This is a genomic window from Streptomyces sp. NPDC055243 (genome assembly GCF_044544025.1).
GTDB lineage: Bacteria > Actinomycetota > Actinomycetes > Streptomycetales > Streptomycetaceae > Streptomyces.
In genome coordinates, this window is record NZ_JBITWR010000011.1 from 83,380 (window position 1) to 97,986 (window position 14,607).

The following is a 14,607-nucleotide window of genomic DNA, read 5'->3' on the forward strand; positions in this document are numbered from 1 at the left end:
TCCCGGGGGAGAGGCCCTAGCTGATCGTCAGGCTCGTGAACTGGATCGTGACGCTCTGGGCGTTGCCGGTCGGGGGGTTGTCGACCTTGATGACCGTGGGCTTTTGCATGGTGTACTGCTTGATCGGGTTGCCCGCGTGGTCCAGCACGTCGACGGACGCCGTCTCGGGCCGGGTGTTGCCGTTGACCAGGTCGGTGAACTGCTGGGACTGTTCGGCGCCGCGGACCACGGTCATCGTGCCCGTCTTCTGCTCGCCGGGGATGAGCGTGTTGGAGGGGGTCTGCTCCGTCTTCTGCTGCATCTCCAGTCCGGAGACGTTGCTGAGGGCCTCGGTGCCGCCGTCGACGTTCAACTGGAACGTGCGGCTGGCGAGGGGGGCGCCCTGCTGGAAGTTCGACTCCCCGCCTTCGGCCGGGGAGGACAGGTTCGTGTGGCCCTTCGCGCGGTTGTCGGACGAGCCGGCACGCGACCCGGCCTTCTGGGACGGACTGGCGCTCGACGCGCCGGTGTCCGAGGACTCGGAGCCGCACGCGGTCAGCAGCCCCAGAGAGAGCAGGGCGGCGGTGGCCGCCCCGGCCAGGCGGCGGCGCGAGCTGATGGTGGAACGGGTCATGGGCAGACTCCCTGAGCTGTCGGCGCTCGAGCCGTCGACGGCGGGCCGGGCTCATCTCCCTGGCGCGCACCGGTCAACGGCTGCGTGTGGTGGACGGCTTGAGTCTGCGAGCCGGCCGGTCCCGGCCACCACAAGAAGCGGGCGGAACGGGAAGCCGGGACGCACTTTCCTCCGCTGACCAGGTAAAACGAAGCACGGATGGAACGCTGGAACGGGACGCCCACGGCGGGCGCGCGGCGCGCCCCGTCTTGCGGGAGCGCACCCGGTCGAGTCGGGCGGCTGCCGTCCTGTCCCTAGCCGTCGCCGAGCCCGATGTCCTCGTGCCACAGCTCCGGCCGCGCCCCGATGAAGTCCTCCATCATCGCCACGCACGCGGGATCGTCGAGGATCACGATCTCCACGCCGTGCTCCGCCAGCCAGTCGTGCCCGCCGAGGAACGTCCGCGCCTCGCCCACGACCACCCGCGAGATCCCGAACTGCCGCACCAAACCGCTGCAGTACCAGCACGGCGCGAGGGTCGTGACCATCGTCGTCCCGCGATAGGTGCGCTGCCGTCCCGCGTCCCGGAACGCCGACGTCTCCGCGTGCAGCGACGGATCGCCGTCCTGGACGCGGCGGTTGCGCCCGCGCCCCAGCAGGGCCCCGTCCGCGCCGTAGAGCGCGGCGCCGATCGGGATGCCGCCCTCCGCGAGCCCCTGCCGGGCCTCGTCGACGGCGGTCGCGAGCCACGCGCGGGCCTGCGCCTGGTCCATGTGCACACCCCTCTTTCACGCTCTCTGTCACGCCTCATCGTCCCTGCCGATGACCCCATCGGCAGGACGCCCCACTGGCTCGTGGACCAGCGCATACGTCCGCTCGTAGCTTCATGGGCATGACCTCAGAGAACAAGGGCACGGCCCAGCTGACCGCCGCGATGGTGCTCTCCGGCACCCTCGGAATCTTCGTCGTCGAGTCCGGTGCGTCGGCGTTCAACGTCGTGTTCTTCCGGGTGCTCTTCGGCACCGTTGCCCTCGGGGGCTACGCCTTCGCCCGAGGCTACTTCCGCGACCACGGCCTCACCCCGAGGAAGCTCGGACTCGCGGCGCTCGGCGGCGCGTTCATCGTCTTCAACTGGGTGTTCCTCTTCAAGGCGTACGAGGCGACCTCGATCTCCCTGGCCACCGTCGTCTACCACACCCAGCCGTTCCTGCTCGTGCTGCTCAGCGCGGTCATCTTCCGCGAGCGGCTGACGAAGCATCAACTCATGTGGCTGGGCATCGCGTTCGCCGGACTCGTCCTGGTCTCCGGAGTGCGCCCCGGCGACCTCGGCTCGCTCACCGGCATCGGCCTCGCGCTCCTGGCCGCGCTGCTCTACGGCCTCTCCACGCTGGTCACCAAGCGCATCACCGGCGTACGCCCGCACCTCATCGCCCTGGTCCAAGTCCTCGTCGGCATACCGCTGTTGCTGCCCTTCGCCGACTTCGGCGCGATGAGCGGCACGGGCACGGGCTGGGCCTGGCTGGTCGGACTCGGCGTCATCCACACCGGTCTGATGTACGTCCTGATGTACGCGGCGTACGCGAAGCTGCCCACCGCCAAGATCGCCGTACTCGCCTTCACCTACCCGGCGGTCGCGATGGTCGCCGACTGGGCCGTCTACGGGCACCACATCGGCCTGGTCCAGGCGCTCGGCGTACCGCTCATCGTCCTCGCCAGCCTGAAGGTCAACCGCGCCAAGTCACCCAGTACGGTCGCTGGTTCACCGGCTCCGCTGCCTGCTCCCGCACCAGCCGTACCGACTGCTCGATGAAGAGCCGCACATGCGCGGGCAGCCGCTTCCCCGACCGCCACGCCAGCTGCGTGTGCAGCACGAACGGCGGCTCCCACGGCAGCGCGACGAGCACCCCCGAGGCCAGCTCCTCGCGCACCGCCATCCGCGGCAGCAGCGCCACACCGAGGCCACCGGCGACTCCCCGCTTGGTGGCCTCGATGGTGCCGAACTCCATGAAGGGCGGCGGAGCGCCGTTGCGCACCCGCAGCTCCTCCTCGAAGAGGTCGCGGTAGGGGCAGCCCGGCTCCGTGCCGACCAGCTGCACCGCCGCCAGATCACCCGTGGCGAGCGAGTCGCCCCCGTGCCCGGCCAGCGGATGCGTCGGCGCGCAGACCAGGACCAGCGGCTCCTCGGCGAGTACCTCGCACTCCAGGCCCGCGTGCTCGGTCTCGCGCTCCATCAGGAATCCCACGTCGTACGTCCCCTGCCGCAGCGCGTGGCGGGTCTCGTCGCCCAGCGTGGGGCGCAGGGAGAGCTGCACCTTCGGGTAGCGGTGGTGGAAGAGCTCCAGCAGCGGGGGCAGGCGGTAGGAGGTCAGCGACTCCATCGTGCCGACCGCGATCGCCCCGGCAGGCTCCCCGGCGTCGACGACCGCGGCCCGCGCCTCGTCCGTCAGCTCGATGATCTGCCGGGCGTAGGGGAGCAGGCGCTCGCCCGCCTCCGTGAGCCGGATGCGGCTGCCGAGCCGGTCGAAGAGTTCCGTGCCGAGCGAGGACTCCAGGGAGCGGATCTGGCTGGTGACGCTGGACTGGGCGTACTTCAGCTCGGCCGCGGCCTGCGTGAAGCTGAGTACGGACGCGACCTTTTCGAAGGTGACGAGCAGCCGCAGTTCCATCATCGGACTCCCGTTCGCCAGGACCTAGCTCTCCGTGCCCCGGTCCCGCTTCTTGTCGTCCGGGTCCTCGTCCCTGAGGGACTTCAGGAACTCGGGGTTGTCGTCCGGTGCCACCCACTGTCCGCCGCGCCCGGCGCGCGGACCGGTCCCGGTGGCGGGCGTCTTGCGGACCTTGCCCGTGACGAACCAGGCGATCGGGCCGAGCAGAACCTCGCCGAAGAGCAGCACGATGATGACCCAGACCACCTTCGGCAGATGCCTGATCTCCTTCTCCGGAGTGTTCAGGACATCGATGAAGGCATAGATCCACACGGCCAGGACCAGCAGGAACGGCAGATACCTGAGCATGTTTGCGCGATTCCCCAAGCGACGAAGGAGGGGCGGCGTGCGGGCCCCGCTGTCGGGGCCAGGGTAGCCGGTGCCCGATACTGGAACGCATGGCTTATGACGATCTTCGCTCCCTGCTCCGTGCACTGGAGCGCGAGGGCGATCTCAAGCGCATCAAGGCCGAGGTCGATCCGTATCTGGAGGTCGGCGAGATCACCGACCGGGTGCAGAAGTCCGGCGGCCCCGCGCTCCTCTTCGAGAACGTCAAGGGCTCGGCGATGCCCCTCGCGATGAACGTGTACGGCACGGACCGCCGCCTCCTGAAGGCGCTCGGCCTGAAGTCGTACGGCGAGATCAGCGAGAAGATCGGCGGCCTCCTCAAGCCGGAGCTGCCGCACGGCTTCGTCGGCGTGCGCGAGGCCTTCGGGAAGCTCGGCGCGATGACGCACGTGCCGCCGAAGAAGGTGAAGTCCGACAACGCGCCCGTGCAGGAGGTCGTGCTCACCGGCGACGACGTCGACCTGGAGCAGCTGCCCGCGCTCTTCACCTGGCCCGAGGACGGCGGCTCCTTCTTCAACCTGGGGCTGACCCACACCAAGGACCCGGACACCGGGGTGCGCAACCTCGGCCTGTACCGCCTCCAGCGCCACGACAAGCGCACCATCGGCATGCACTGGCAGATCCACAAGGACAGCCGCAACCACTACCAGGTGGCCGCCCGCAGGGGCGAGAAGCTCCCCGTGGCGATCGCCTTCGGCTGTCCGCCCGCCGTGACGTACGCCGCGACCGCGCCGCTGCCCGGCGACATGGACGAGTACATGCTGGCCGGGTTCGTGCAGGGCAAGCGCGTGGAGATGGTCGACTGCAAGACGGTCCCGCTCCAGGTGCCCGCGCACGCCGAGGTCGTCATCGAGGGCTGGCTGGAGCCGGGCGAGATGCTGCCGGAGGGCCCCTTCGGCGACCACACCGGCTTCTACACGCCGCAGGAGGACTTCCCCGCCCTGAAGATCGACTGCGTGACGATGCGGAGGCGTCCGCTGCTCCAGTCGATCGTGGTGGGCAGGCCGCCGACGGAGGACGGGCCGCTCGGCCGCGCCACCGAACGCTTCTTCCTGCCCCTCCTCAAGGTGATCGTCCCGGACATCGTGGACTACCACCTGCCGGAGTCCGGCGGCTTCCACAACTGCGCGATCGTCTCGATCGACAAGAAGTACCCGAAGCACGCGCAGAAGGTCATGCACGCCATCTGGGGCGCGCACATGATGTCGCTGACCAAACTGATCGTGGTCGTGGACAAGGATTGCGACGTCCACGATCTGCACGAAGTGTCCTGGCGCGCGCTCGGCAACACCGACTACGCGCGCGACCTGACGGTGGCCGAAGGTCCCGTCGACCACCTCGACCACGCCTCCTACCAGCAGTTCTGGGGCGGCAAGGCGGGCATCGACGCGACGAAGAAGCTGCCCGAAGAGGGATACACCCGGGACGGGGGCTGGCCGAACATGGTCGAGTCCGACCCGGAGACGGCGTCGAAGGTCGACCGCCGCTGGAAGGAGTACGGGCTCTAAAGATGAGTGCTGATTCAGCGACTCCGGAACTCTTCGGGCCCGAGCCCGCGCCGCCGGGCAAGGTCAAGGCGTTCCTGCGTCTGGTCATGATCGAGCACTCGGTGTTCGCGCTGCCCTTCGCGTACATCGCCGCGCTGACCGCGATGTTCCAGCTGGACGGGAACATCCACTGGGGCCGGCTGCTCCTGGTCACCATCTGCATGGTCGGCCTGCGCACGTTCGCCATGGCCGCCAACCGCATCATCGACCGGGAGATCGACGCCCGTAACCCGAGGACCGCCCACCGCGAGCTCGTCACGGGCGCGGTCTCGGTGAAGTCCGCCTGGACCGGCGCGCTGATCGCGCTCGTCGTGTTCCTGGGGGCCGCGGCCCTGCTCAACCCGCTCTGCCTCGCCCTCGCGCCCATCGCGGTGATCCCGATGGTGGTCTATCCCTACGGCAAGCGGTTCACGAACTTCCCGCAGGCGATCCTGGGCCTGGCCCAGGCCATGGGTCCGGTCGGCGCCTGGATCGCGATCACCGGCGAGTGGTCCTGGCAGGCCGTCATCCTCGGGCTCGCGGTCGGCGTCTGGATCGGCGGCTTCGACCTGATCTACGCCTGCCAGGACGTGGAGACGGACCGCGAGGTCGGCGTGATGTCGGTGCCCGCGCGGTTCGGCATCTCCAACGCCATCTGGGGCGCGCGCGGCTGTCACCTGGTGACCACCGCGCTGTTCGTCTGGTACGCCGCCGACACCGGCGCGGGCGTGTTCCTCTGGCTCGGCCTCGCGGTCGTCGCCGGCGCGTTCGTCTACGAGCACTCCATCGTCAAGCCCCATGACCTCTCGCGCCTCAACCGCGCCTTCTTCCAGGTCAACGGCTTCATCGGCATCGCGCTCTTCGTCTGCGCGCTGCTCGATCTGCTGGTGCGCGGCCTGACCGTCTAGGCTCACAGCGTGAAGCCAGGAGATACGCAGCGTAAGCCTTGGATCGTGGGGGTGTCGGGGGCCTCGGGGACCCCGTACGCCGCCGCCGTGCTGCGGGCGCTGCTCGCGGCGGGGGAGAGCGTGGACCTGGTGGTCTCGCGGGCCTCGCGGCTGACGATCCTCGACGAGACGGGCATCGCCTTCCGGGACGCGCACTGGCAGGAGGACCTGCGGGAGTGGCTCGGGCGCGGTGCCGACGGGAAGCCGGACACCTTCGAGGTGCCGGTCGACGGCGTGCGCTACTGGGCGGCCGGAGATCTGGCGGCCGGGCCCTCGTCGGGGTCGTACGCGACCAAGGGGATGCTGATCGTGCCCGCGTCCACGGCGTGCGTGGCCGGGGTGGCGCTGGGGCTCTCGAAGGACCTGTTGCAGCGGTCGGCGAGCGTGACGCTCAAGGAAGGCCGCCGGCTGATCGTCTGCGTACGCGAGACACCGCTGAACGGACAGACGCTGAAGCACTTGGTGACGCTGGACGAGGCGGGCGCAGTCGTGCTGCCCGCCTCTCCGGCGTTCTACGCGGGGGCGACGCACATCCAGGATCTGGTGGACTTCGTCGCCGGGCGGACGCTCGACGCGGCAGGGGTGCCGCATCAGCTGTACCGCCGTTGGAAGGGAGAGCTCGGTGGAGGCTCTGCCCCTTCGGGGGGCTAGCGCTTCTTGGCGGCGCGCTTCGTGGGGCGCTCGGCCTTGGGCGCGGCGGTCTGGTGGGCACGCGAGCGGTTGGCCAGGTCCTGCAGCTCGCGCATCCGGGCGTAGGCCATCTCGATCGAGTACACGGGTGACTCACTCCTGAAGATTCGTCATTGAATTGCTGAGATTGAGAAAGATTCACAGGGGCTAGACCCTGTTGCGCCTTAGATTCTACACATAGACTCGCGGTATCGCTGAATAATGAAAGGCATCGCACCTATGGACGCCGTGGACAGGCAGCTCATCCAGGCTCTTCGCGAGAACGGCAGGGCCTCGTACGCCGAACTTGGCCGTCTCGTCGGCCTCTCGGGACCGAGCGTCACGGACCGGATCAACCGCCTCGAAGCGGCGGGCGTCATCACCGGCTACCGCGCGACCGTCGACTCCGCGTCGCTCGGTCTCGGCGTCATCGCCCTCATCGGCATCTCCCTCTCGGACGCCGCCGACCACGAGGACGTGGCACGGCGCCTGAAGGACCTGCACGAGATCGAGGACTGCTGGTTCATCGCGGGCGACGACTCGTACATGCTCAAGGTCCGGGCCAGTGACGTGGACGGCCTGGAGAAGACGATCCGCAGGCTGAGCGGCACGAAGGGCGTCTCCAGGACGCGTACGACGATCGTGCTCTCCACGAAGTGGGAGAACCGGGTCGGGGAGCTGCCGGAAGAAGCGTAGGCGTACCGTGGGCGAGGCCTGATTTACGCAGACATGTAGACACGGAGAGGCGGCCGGGGTATGGACGCTGGGCTCAAGCGCGAGCTCGAGGAGAAGGTCCGGGCCGGTGAGCGGCTGTCCCGCGAGGACGGGATCGCCCTCTACGCATCGGACGATCTCGCCTGGCTCGGCGGTCTCGCCCACGAGGTGCGCACGCGCAAGAACGGCGACGTCGTGCACTTCAACGTCAACCGTCACCTCAACATGACGAACGTGTGCACCGCCTCGTGCGCCTACTGCTCCTTCCAGCGCAAGCCGGGCGAGAAGGACGCGTACACGATGCGCATCGAGGAGGCCGTCCGCCTCGCCAAGGCGATGGAGGGCGAGAACCTCACCGAGCTGCACATCGTCAACGGCCTGCACCCGAACCTGCCGTGGCGGTACTACCCGCGTTCGCTGAGCGAGCTCAAGAAGGCGCTCCCGAACGTGTCCCTGAAGGCCTTCACGGCCACGGAGATCCACCACTTCGAGACGATCTCGGGGATGTCGGCCTCCGACATCCTGGACGAGCTGATCGAGGCGGGCCTGGAGTCGCTGACCGGCGGCGGCGCGGAGATCTTCGACTGGGAGGTCCGCCAGCACATCGTCGACCACCGCACCCACTGGGAGGACTGGTCGCGCATCCACCGGCTCGCGCACGAGAAGGGTCTCAAGACCCCGTGCACGATGCTGTACGGCCACATCGAGGAGCCCCGTCACCGGGTCGACCACGTGCTGCGCCTGCGCGAACTCCAGGACGAGACCGGCGGTTTCCAGGTCTTCATCCCGCTGCGGTACCAGCACGACTTCGTGGACATGAAGGACGGCAAGATCCGCAACCGCCTCCAGGCGCGGACCACCATGGCGTCGGGCGCGGAGGCCCTGAAGACCTTCGCGGTCTCGCGGCTCCTCTTCGACAACGTCCCGCACGTCAAGGTCTTCTGGGTCATGCACGGCCTCCAGACCACGCAGCTCGCGCTCCAGCACGGCGCGGACGACATGGACGGCTCGGTCGTCGAGTACAAGATCACGCACGACGCGGACGACTTCGGCACGCCGAACAAGCTGACGCGGGACGACCTGCTCGACCTCATCCGCGAGGCGGGCTTCCGCCCCATCGAGCGGAACACGCGCTACGAGTCGATCCGTGAGTACGACGGTCCCGACCTGTCGCTCCGGGAGACGCCGCAGGCGATGCGGCTCTGACGGCTCTGACGGCTCTGACGGATCTGACAGATCTGACGGCTCTGACGCACGTCGCGTACGAGTGGTGAGCGAGCCCCGGCCTCTTCGGCCGGGGCTCGTCACGTTGTCCGGCATGCGGAACACGGTTGAGCTCCGCTGTCTGTAATGGTTAATCTCGCCCTATGACGCTTACCTTCCGGCTGGACCCGGAGATCGACCCCGCCCTCCGCGACGGCGTCCTCGCCCTCTGGGCCGACGTGTCCAACGCCGGCGGGGCCGTCGGCTTCGTACCGCCCGTGACGGTCGAGGACATACGTCCCGAGTGGCTCAAGCGCCTGGCGCAGCTGAGCGAGGGGCACACCCGGCTGCTGGTCGGGTACGACGAGGACGGCGCCGTCGCCGCGACCGCCTTCCTCGCGTACAACTCGCACCGCCTGATGACGCACTGGATCTGGCTGTACGTGGTGATGGTGCACCCCAAGCATCAGGGCAAGGGATACGGGCGCGACCTGATGGCCGCCGCGGCGGACGCCGCCCGCGGACTCGACGGGATCGAGGCGATCCGGCTGACCTGCCGCGGCGGCACGGGAGTCGACCGGTTCTACGAGTCCTGCGGATACAAGGAGGTCGGGCGGGTGCCCGGCGCGATCCGCGTCGCCCCCGGCGACGACCGCGACGACATCACCATGCTGCTGCCGCTCGGCTGACGGTTCCCGCAGGGCTCACCCCCTTGCCGGACGCGACCCCTCCCGTGCTTCACTGGAGGGGCTCGTCCTACTCGGGCCCATTTCGGAACGGAAGAGTGGATTGACATGCTCCGCTACACGCTGATGCGCCTCGGGGTCTTCGTGGGCTGCTTTTTCGCGGTCTGGGGACTTGTCTACGCCGGAGTCCTGCCGAAGGGCCTCGGGGACTCCAACCTCCTCTGGGTGCTGCTGCTCGCGCTCGTCATCTCCGCGCCCATCAGCTTCGTGGTGCTGCGCAAGGAGCGCGACCGCGCGTCGGTCCAGGTCGTGGAGCGCGTCGAGCGGACCAAGGCCAACCTGGAGGCGAACCGCACCCAGGAGGACCTCGCCGACGAGGCGGCCCGCGCGAAGTCGTAAGCTTCGTCACAGAAGCCTCAACCCCGGTACTGGAGCAGCCGCTCCGGGCCGGGGTTTCTTGCGTCCCGGGGGGCTCCCGCCTCCGATCGGCCTCGTCTACCTCAAACAAGACCTTTGATGTTCTCAAAGTTCAAGTGTTAACGTGTTCGACATGAAGACAGCAGCCGCGCACCGCATCGCCATGAGCGTTCCGCTCGTGGCGCGCCTGCATGTCGATCTCTGCCGCTGCATGTCCGCGGCCTGTCGTTGCCGTCGTTGAACAACGCGAGCGACAAGCACCAAGTGACATCCGCACTGCGGCGGCGCCGTTACGGCCGTTCCCTCTGACCTCTCGCGGTCGCCGCTCCCTCACGTCCCTTTGCCATTACCCGGAGTGTGTCCGTGTCCGCGAAGTCCCCCCAATCCCCGGTCGCCACGGCCGAGCAGCCGAAGTCCGGCTCCGGGATACCGAAGTTCCTCAAGGTGCCCTTCTGGGCGCAGATCCTCGGCGGCCTGGTCCTCGGCGTCCTGCTCGGCTGGCTGGCCCGCAGCCAGGACGTGTCCTGGCTGGTCACCACCCTGGACAAGGTGGGAAGCACCTTCATCGGGCTCCTGAAGCTCGCGGTCGCCCCGCTCGTCTTCTTCGCCATCCTGGTGTCGATCACCAACCTGCGTAAGGTCAACAACGCCGCGCGGCTCGCCACGCAGACGCTGGTCTGGTTCATGATCACGTCGCTGATCGCGGTCGTCATCGGCCTCGCGATCGGGCTCATCACCAACCCGGGCGCCGGCACCGGCCTCACCCCGAAGGACGGCGCCAAGCCGGACCACGCGGGCTCCTGGATCGACTTCCTCACCGGGATCATCCCGACGGACGTCATCACGCCGTTCACCGAGCTCAACGTCCTGCAGATCGTCTTCATGGCCGCCGTCGCCGGTGTCGCCGTACTGAAGATCGGTGAGAAGGCGCAGCCGATCCTGGAGCTGAGCGAGTCCGTCCTCGCTCTCCTCCAGAAGGCCCTGTGGTGGGTCATCAAGCTCTCGCCTATCGGCACCATCGGCCTCATCGGCTTCGCCATCGCCGACTACGGCTGGGACCTGATCAGCAAGTACGCGACGTTCACCGCCGACATCTACGTCGGTTGCGCCCTGGTGATGTTCGGCGTCTACCCGCTGCTGCTCTCCACGGTCGCCAAGGTCAACCCGCTCCAGTTCTTCAAGGGCGCCTGGCCCGCGATCCAGCTGGCCTTCGTCTCGCGCTCCTCGGTCGGCACGATGCCGGTCACCCAGAAGGTCACCGAGCGTCTCGGTGTGCCGAAGGAGTACACGTCCTTCGCGGTGCCGTTCGGCGCCACCACGAAGATGGACGGCTGCGCCGCGATCTACCCGGCGATCGCCGCGATCTTCGTCGCGCAGATCTTCGACGTGCAGATGGGCATCAAGGAGTACCTGCTCATCGCCTTCGTCTCGGTGGTCGGCTCGGCCGCGACGGCCGGTCTGACGGGCGCCACGGTCATGCTGACCCTGACCCTGTCGACGCTGGGCCTGCCGATGGAGGGCGTGGGCCTGCTGCTCGCCATCGACCCGGTCCTGGACATGATGCGCACCGCCACGAACGTGGCCGGTCAGGCCGCGATCCCGGTGATCGTCGCCGCCCGCGAGAAGATCCTCGACCGTGAGGCCTACGAGAACGCGTCGGCCTCGCCGCTCGACGCGTTCGACGAGCCCGCCGACGAGCGGCAGCCGGTGCCTGCCACCGCCTGACGTCCCCCCGCTCGTAGCGAGCGTGCCCCGCACCCGGATTGGTTCCGGGTGCGGGGCACGTTTTTTTGTCGTCGTGACGTAGGAGAAGAGGCGGGCCAGGAGGGCGGGATCGCCGTCCGGGGGGGGGCCTGGGCTGCCCGGCGGCGGGGACGGGTCTGCTCGGGGCCGCTCATCGAATCGACGTACCGCTGTGTGGGTGTGGGTGCGGGTGCGGGTGTGCGTGGGGTCCGGCCGGTTACCTCGGGTCGCGGTCGAAGACCGACTTCGACCAGAAGTAGCCGAGTGCGGAGAGCGCCACGCACCAGGCGATCGTGAGCCAGCCGCTGTTGCCGATCTCGCTGCCGAGCAGCAGGCCGCGCAGGGTCTCGATGGCAGGGGTGAAGGGCTGGTACTCGGCGATCGGCTGGAACCAGCCCGGCATCGAGTCGACCGGGATGAACGCGCTGGACAGGAGTGGCAGCAGGATCATCGGCATGGCGTTGTTGCTGGCGGCCTCGGCGTTCGGGCTGACCAGGCCCATGCCGACCGCGATCCAGGTGAACGCCGTGGCGAAGAGGACGAGCAGTCCGAAGGCCGCCAGCCACTCCAGGAGGGTGGCGTCCGTGGACCGGAAGCCGATGGCCGCGCCGACGGCGCCCACGAGGATCACGCTCATGACCGACTGCAGCACGCTGCCGACGACGTGCCCGATGAGCACGGAGCCACGGTGGATGGACATGGTGCGGAAGCGGGCGATGATGCCCTCGGTCATGTCCATGGAGACGGAGACGGCGGTGCCGACGGTGGTGCCGCCGATGGTCATCAGCAGGATGCCGGGGACGAGATAGGCGATGTAGTCGGAGCGGTCGGCCCCGCCGCCGCCGATGCCCGTGCTCATCACGTCGCCGAAGATGTAGACGAAGAGCAGCAGCATCATGATCGGCGTGAGCAGCAGGTTCAGCGTCATGGACGGGTAGCGCCGGGCGTGCAGGATGTTGCGGCGCAGCATCGTGTTCGAGTCGCGTACGGCGAGGGAGAGGGCGCTCATCGCAGGTTCTCCTTGAGCTGGTTGGGGACGTTGGCCGGGCCGGTGAGGGCGAAGAAGACGTCGTCGAGGTCGGGGGTGTGCACGGTCAGCTCGTCGGCCTCGATGCCCTCCGAGTCGAGCCAGTCGAGGATGGAGCGGAGCTCGCGCTGGGTGCCGTCGCTGGGGAGCTGGAGCGAGAGGGACTCGTCGTCGCGGGTGGCCTCCCGCAGGGCGGATGCGGCGGCTTGGTACGCGGTCGGGTCGGTGAAGCGGAGGCGGACGTGGCCGCCGGGGATCAGGCGCTTCAGTTCCTCTGCCGTGCCTTCGGCGGCGATCTTGCCGTCGTTGAGGACGGCGATGCGGTCGGCGAGTTCGTCGGCTTCTTCGAGGTATTGGGTGGTGAGGAAGACGGTGACGCCGTCGGCGACGAGTTCGCGGATGATGCCCCACATGTTGTGGCGCGATCGCGGGTCGAGGCCGGTGGTGGGTTCGTCGAGGAAGATGATGCGTGGGTTGCCGACCAGGGTCATGGCGATGTCCAGGCGGCGCTTCATGCCGCCGGAGTAGGTGGAGGCGGGTTTCTTCGCGGCCTCGGTGAGGTCGAAGCGCTCCAGCAGCTCGGCTGCCACCCGGCGCCCTTCGGCGCGGGGGAGGTGGTGCAGGTCGGCCATGAGGAGCATGTTCTCCTCGCCGGTGATCAGGCCGTCGACGGCGGAGAACTGACCGGTCACGCCGATCGCGGCACGTACCGCCTGCGGGTGGGTGCTGAGGTCGTGGCCGGCGACCTGGGCCTGTCCGCCGTCGGCGCTGATGAGGGTGGAGAGGATCTTGACGGCGGTGGTCTTGCCGGCGCCGTTCGGGCCGAGCAGCGCGAAGACGGTGCCTGCCGGGATGTGCAGGTCGATGCCGTCGAGGACGGTCTTGTCGCCGTACGACTTGCGCAGACCGAGGCTGGAGACGGCGGTGGGCGACTGGGGGCCGTCGCCGCTGTGAGCGGTCGTGGACATGACAGAAGAAGGCATGGAGCCCTCCCAATCGGAGGCTGAAGGGGCTGGGGACTTGGGGCTGGGGACTGGGCCTGGGGACTTGGGCCTGAGGGGTGGGGGCCGGGGCTCCGGGCCTGCGCGGGCGAGTTCGAGGGGTGGCGCTCAGGCCTTGGCGCGGCGGACGTCGACGTTGCCGTAGCGCGTCCGGGCGCGGACCTCGACGGTGTCCTCGGTCTTGCCCGGGGCGTCGGACGCGGTGAGCGAGTTGCGCACCTGTCCGTGGTCGGAGCTGCCGTCGAGCCAGGCGGCGGTGCCCTCGCGGATGCCGACCTCGATGGCGCCGTACGAGGTCTCCAACTGGACGACACCACGGGCGACTTCGGCGACGCGCAGGGTGCCGTGGGCGGTGGTGGCGGCGACCGAGGCCTCGGCGCGCGTGACGTCGATGTCGCCGGCGGAGCCGCTCACCCGCAGGTCGCCCAGGGCGGCGCCGACGGTCGTGGTGCCGTGCGAATTCTTCAGGACGGCGGGGCCGTTGACGGTGCCGACGCGCAGGCTGCCGGAGCTGGTGGTGATCTCGGCCTGGCCCTCGACGCGGTCGACGGTGATCGAGCCGTGGGAGGCGGTCAGATGGAGCGGCCCGGTCGTGTCGAGGCGGACGTCGCCGGTCGAGATCTTCACGCGGACCTCGCCGAGCCTGCCCTCACCGAGGACCTGGGCCCAGGAGCCGGTCACGTCGACGCGCGAGCCCGTGGGCAGTTCCACCGTCACGTCGACGGTGCCGCTGCGGCCGAAGAGGTGGCGCTGCTTGGGCGTCCTGACGTGCAGGTTGCCGCCCGAGAAGGTGACCTCGGTCTGCTCGGCGGCCCGCACGTCCTGGTCCGTCTTCGGGTCGCGGGGCTGTACGTCCACGACCGTGTCGAGGCGGTCGCCCGCGGAGAACCGGATGGACCCGGCGTCCACGTGGGCGGTGGCCGAGATCGGCTCGGGAGTGTCGAAAGAAGGCATGGCTGTACCGTCCTCGTGAGTCCGTGGGGCGTCCCCGCTGGTGGGACGTGGTGTGGGTGAGGTGAGGTGGGGCGC

The 14,607-nt window shown here is 68.9% G+C and carries 17 protein-coding genes; 9 read left to right on the top strand and 8 right to left on the bottom strand.

What is annotated here, in order from left to right; all coding sequences use genetic code 11:
- Positions 1-16: 16 nt before the first annotated feature.
- Together ACIGXX_RS29240 and ACIGXX_RS29245 are read right to left on the bottom strand one after the other, a co-directional pair.
- The gene (locus tag ACIGXX_RS29240; RefSeq protein WP_399980090.1) at positions 17-613 is read right to left on the bottom strand and encodes a phage tail protein; all 597 of its coding nucleotides are present in this window, start codon (positions 611-613) and stop codon (positions 17-19) included.
- Positions 614-906: 293 nt separating this feature from the next.
- Positions 907-1,365 carry a nucleoside deaminase gene (locus ACIGXX_RS29245; RefSeq protein ID WP_351174103.1) on the bottom strand — a complete coding sequence of 153 codons (459 nt, stop codon included), beginning with the start codon at positions 1,363-1,365 and terminating at the stop codon, positions 907-909.
- Positions 1,366-1,484: 119 nt separating this feature from the next.
- Between ACIGXX_RS29245 and ACIGXX_RS29250 the strand changes: the two genes are divergently transcribed.
- A complete protein-coding gene (locus ACIGXX_RS29250) occupies positions 1,485-2,402 on the top strand; it encodes a DMT family transporter (RefSeq protein ID WP_399980094.1) in 918 nt (305 codons plus the stop codon).
- Here the strand turns inward: ACIGXX_RS29250 and ACIGXX_RS29255 are convergent.
- Both ACIGXX_RS29255 and ACIGXX_RS29260 read right to left on the bottom strand, forming a co-directional pair.
- Complete coding sequence (locus tag ACIGXX_RS29255; RefSeq protein WP_383820534.1) at positions 2,317-3,258, bottom strand: LysR family transcriptional regulator; 942 nt, start codon at positions 3,256-3,258, stop codon at positions 2,317-2,319. The genes ACIGXX_RS29250 and ACIGXX_RS29255 overlap by 86 nt on opposite strands.
- A 24-nt stretch (positions 3,259-3,282) precedes the next feature.
- Positions 3,283-3,606, bottom strand: coding sequence for a PLD nuclease N-terminal domain-containing protein (locus tag ACIGXX_RS29260; RefSeq protein WP_351174109.1), 324 nt, complete (start codon positions 3,604-3,606; stop codon positions 3,283-3,285).
- An 89-nt stretch (positions 3,607-3,695) separates the two neighbouring features.
- Between ACIGXX_RS29260 and ACIGXX_RS29265 the strand changes: the two genes are divergently transcribed.
- The 3 genes from ACIGXX_RS29265 to ACIGXX_RS29275 are packed head-to-tail and all read left to right on the top strand — an operon-like array spanning position 3,696 to position 6,769.
- Positions 3,696-5,153 (top strand): menaquinone biosynthesis decarboxylase, encoded by a 1,458-nt coding sequence (locus tag ACIGXX_RS29265; protein ID WP_361470920.1) that lies wholly within the window; start codon positions 3,696-3,698, stop codon positions 5,151-5,153.
- A 2-nt stretch (positions 5,154-5,155) separates the two neighbouring features.
- Positions 5,156-6,079 carry a menaquinone biosynthesis prenyltransferase MqnP gene (gene mqnP / locus ACIGXX_RS29270; RefSeq protein ID WP_351174115.1) on the top strand — a complete coding sequence of 308 codons (924 nt, stop codon included), beginning with the start codon at positions 5,156-5,158 and terminating at the stop codon, positions 6,077-6,079.
- 45 nt (positions 6,080-6,124) lie between these two features.
- Positions 6,125-6,769 (top strand): UbiX family flavin prenyltransferase, encoded by a 645-nt coding sequence (locus ACIGXX_RS29275; protein WP_383820419.1) that lies wholly within the window; start codon positions 6,125-6,127, stop codon positions 6,767-6,769.
- On the opposite strand, the gene ACIGXX_RS29280 is transcribed toward ACIGXX_RS29275, so the two are convergent.
- Positions 6,766-6,894 (bottom strand): hypothetical protein, encoded by a 129-nt coding sequence (locus ACIGXX_RS29280; protein ID WP_351174145.1) that lies wholly within the window; start codon positions 6,892-6,894, stop codon positions 6,766-6,768. The two genes, ACIGXX_RS29275 and ACIGXX_RS29280, sit on opposite strands and share 4 nt — an antisense overlap.
- A 133-nt stretch (positions 6,895-7,027) precedes the next feature.
- Here ACIGXX_RS29280 and ACIGXX_RS29285 point away from each other — a divergent pair, with 133 nt between their 5' ends.
- The 5 genes from ACIGXX_RS29285 to ACIGXX_RS29305 all read left to right on the top strand — a co-directional run bounded on the left by ACIGXX_RS29285 (position 7,028) and on the right by ACIGXX_RS29305 (position 11,532).
- Entirely contained in the window at positions 7,028-7,483 is a 456-nt protein-coding gene (locus tag ACIGXX_RS29285) for an Lrp/AsnC family transcriptional regulator (protein WP_351174121.1), read from the top strand.
- A gap of 60 nt (positions 7,484-7,543) precedes the next feature.
- Positions 7,544-8,707: an aminofutalosine synthase MqnE gene (gene mqnE / locus ACIGXX_RS29290; protein ID WP_351174124.1), complete on the top strand. Its 1,164-nt coding sequence runs from the start codon at positions 7,544-7,546 to the stop codon at positions 8,705-8,707.
- A 161-nt stretch (positions 8,708-8,868) separates the two neighbouring features.
- Positions 8,869-9,393 (top strand): GNAT family N-acetyltransferase, encoded by a 525-nt coding sequence (locus ACIGXX_RS29295; RefSeq protein ID WP_361470925.1) that lies wholly within the window; start codon positions 8,869-8,871, stop codon positions 9,391-9,393.
- A gap of 105 nt (positions 9,394-9,498) precedes the next feature.
- Complete coding sequence (locus tag ACIGXX_RS29300) at positions 9,499-9,789, top strand: DUF4229 domain-containing protein (protein WP_351174130.1); 291 nt, start codon at positions 9,499-9,501, stop codon at positions 9,787-9,789.
- A gap of 381 nt (positions 9,790-10,170) precedes the next feature.
- On the top strand, positions 10,171-11,532 hold the full coding sequence (locus ACIGXX_RS29305) for a dicarboxylate/amino acid:cation symporter (protein ID WP_383820412.1): 1,362 nt from the start codon (positions 10,171-10,173) through the stop codon (positions 11,530-11,532).
- Positions 11,533-11,767: 235 nt separating this feature from the next.
- Here ACIGXX_RS29305 and ACIGXX_RS29310 read toward each other — a convergent pair whose 3' ends face one another.
- The 3 genes from ACIGXX_RS29310 to ACIGXX_RS29320 form a co-directional block, all read right to left on the bottom strand.
- The gene (locus ACIGXX_RS29310) at positions 11,768-12,559 is read right to left on the bottom strand and encodes an ABC transporter permease (protein WP_399980104.1); all 792 of its coding nucleotides are present in this window, start codon (positions 12,557-12,559) and stop codon (positions 11,768-11,770) included.
- Positions 12,556-13,560: an ATP-binding cassette domain-containing protein gene (locus tag ACIGXX_RS29315; RefSeq protein WP_399980107.1), complete on the bottom strand. Its 1,005-nt coding sequence runs from the start codon at positions 13,558-13,560 to the stop codon at positions 12,556-12,558. Before ACIGXX_RS29315 ends, ACIGXX_RS29310 begins: the two co-directional genes overlap by 4 nt.
- A gap of 126 nt (positions 13,561-13,686) precedes the next feature.
- A complete protein-coding gene (locus tag ACIGXX_RS29320; protein WP_399980110.1) occupies positions 13,687-14,532 on the bottom strand; it encodes a DUF4097 family beta strand repeat-containing protein in 846 nt (281 codons plus the stop codon).
- Positions 14,533-14,607: the final 75 nt, after the last annotated feature.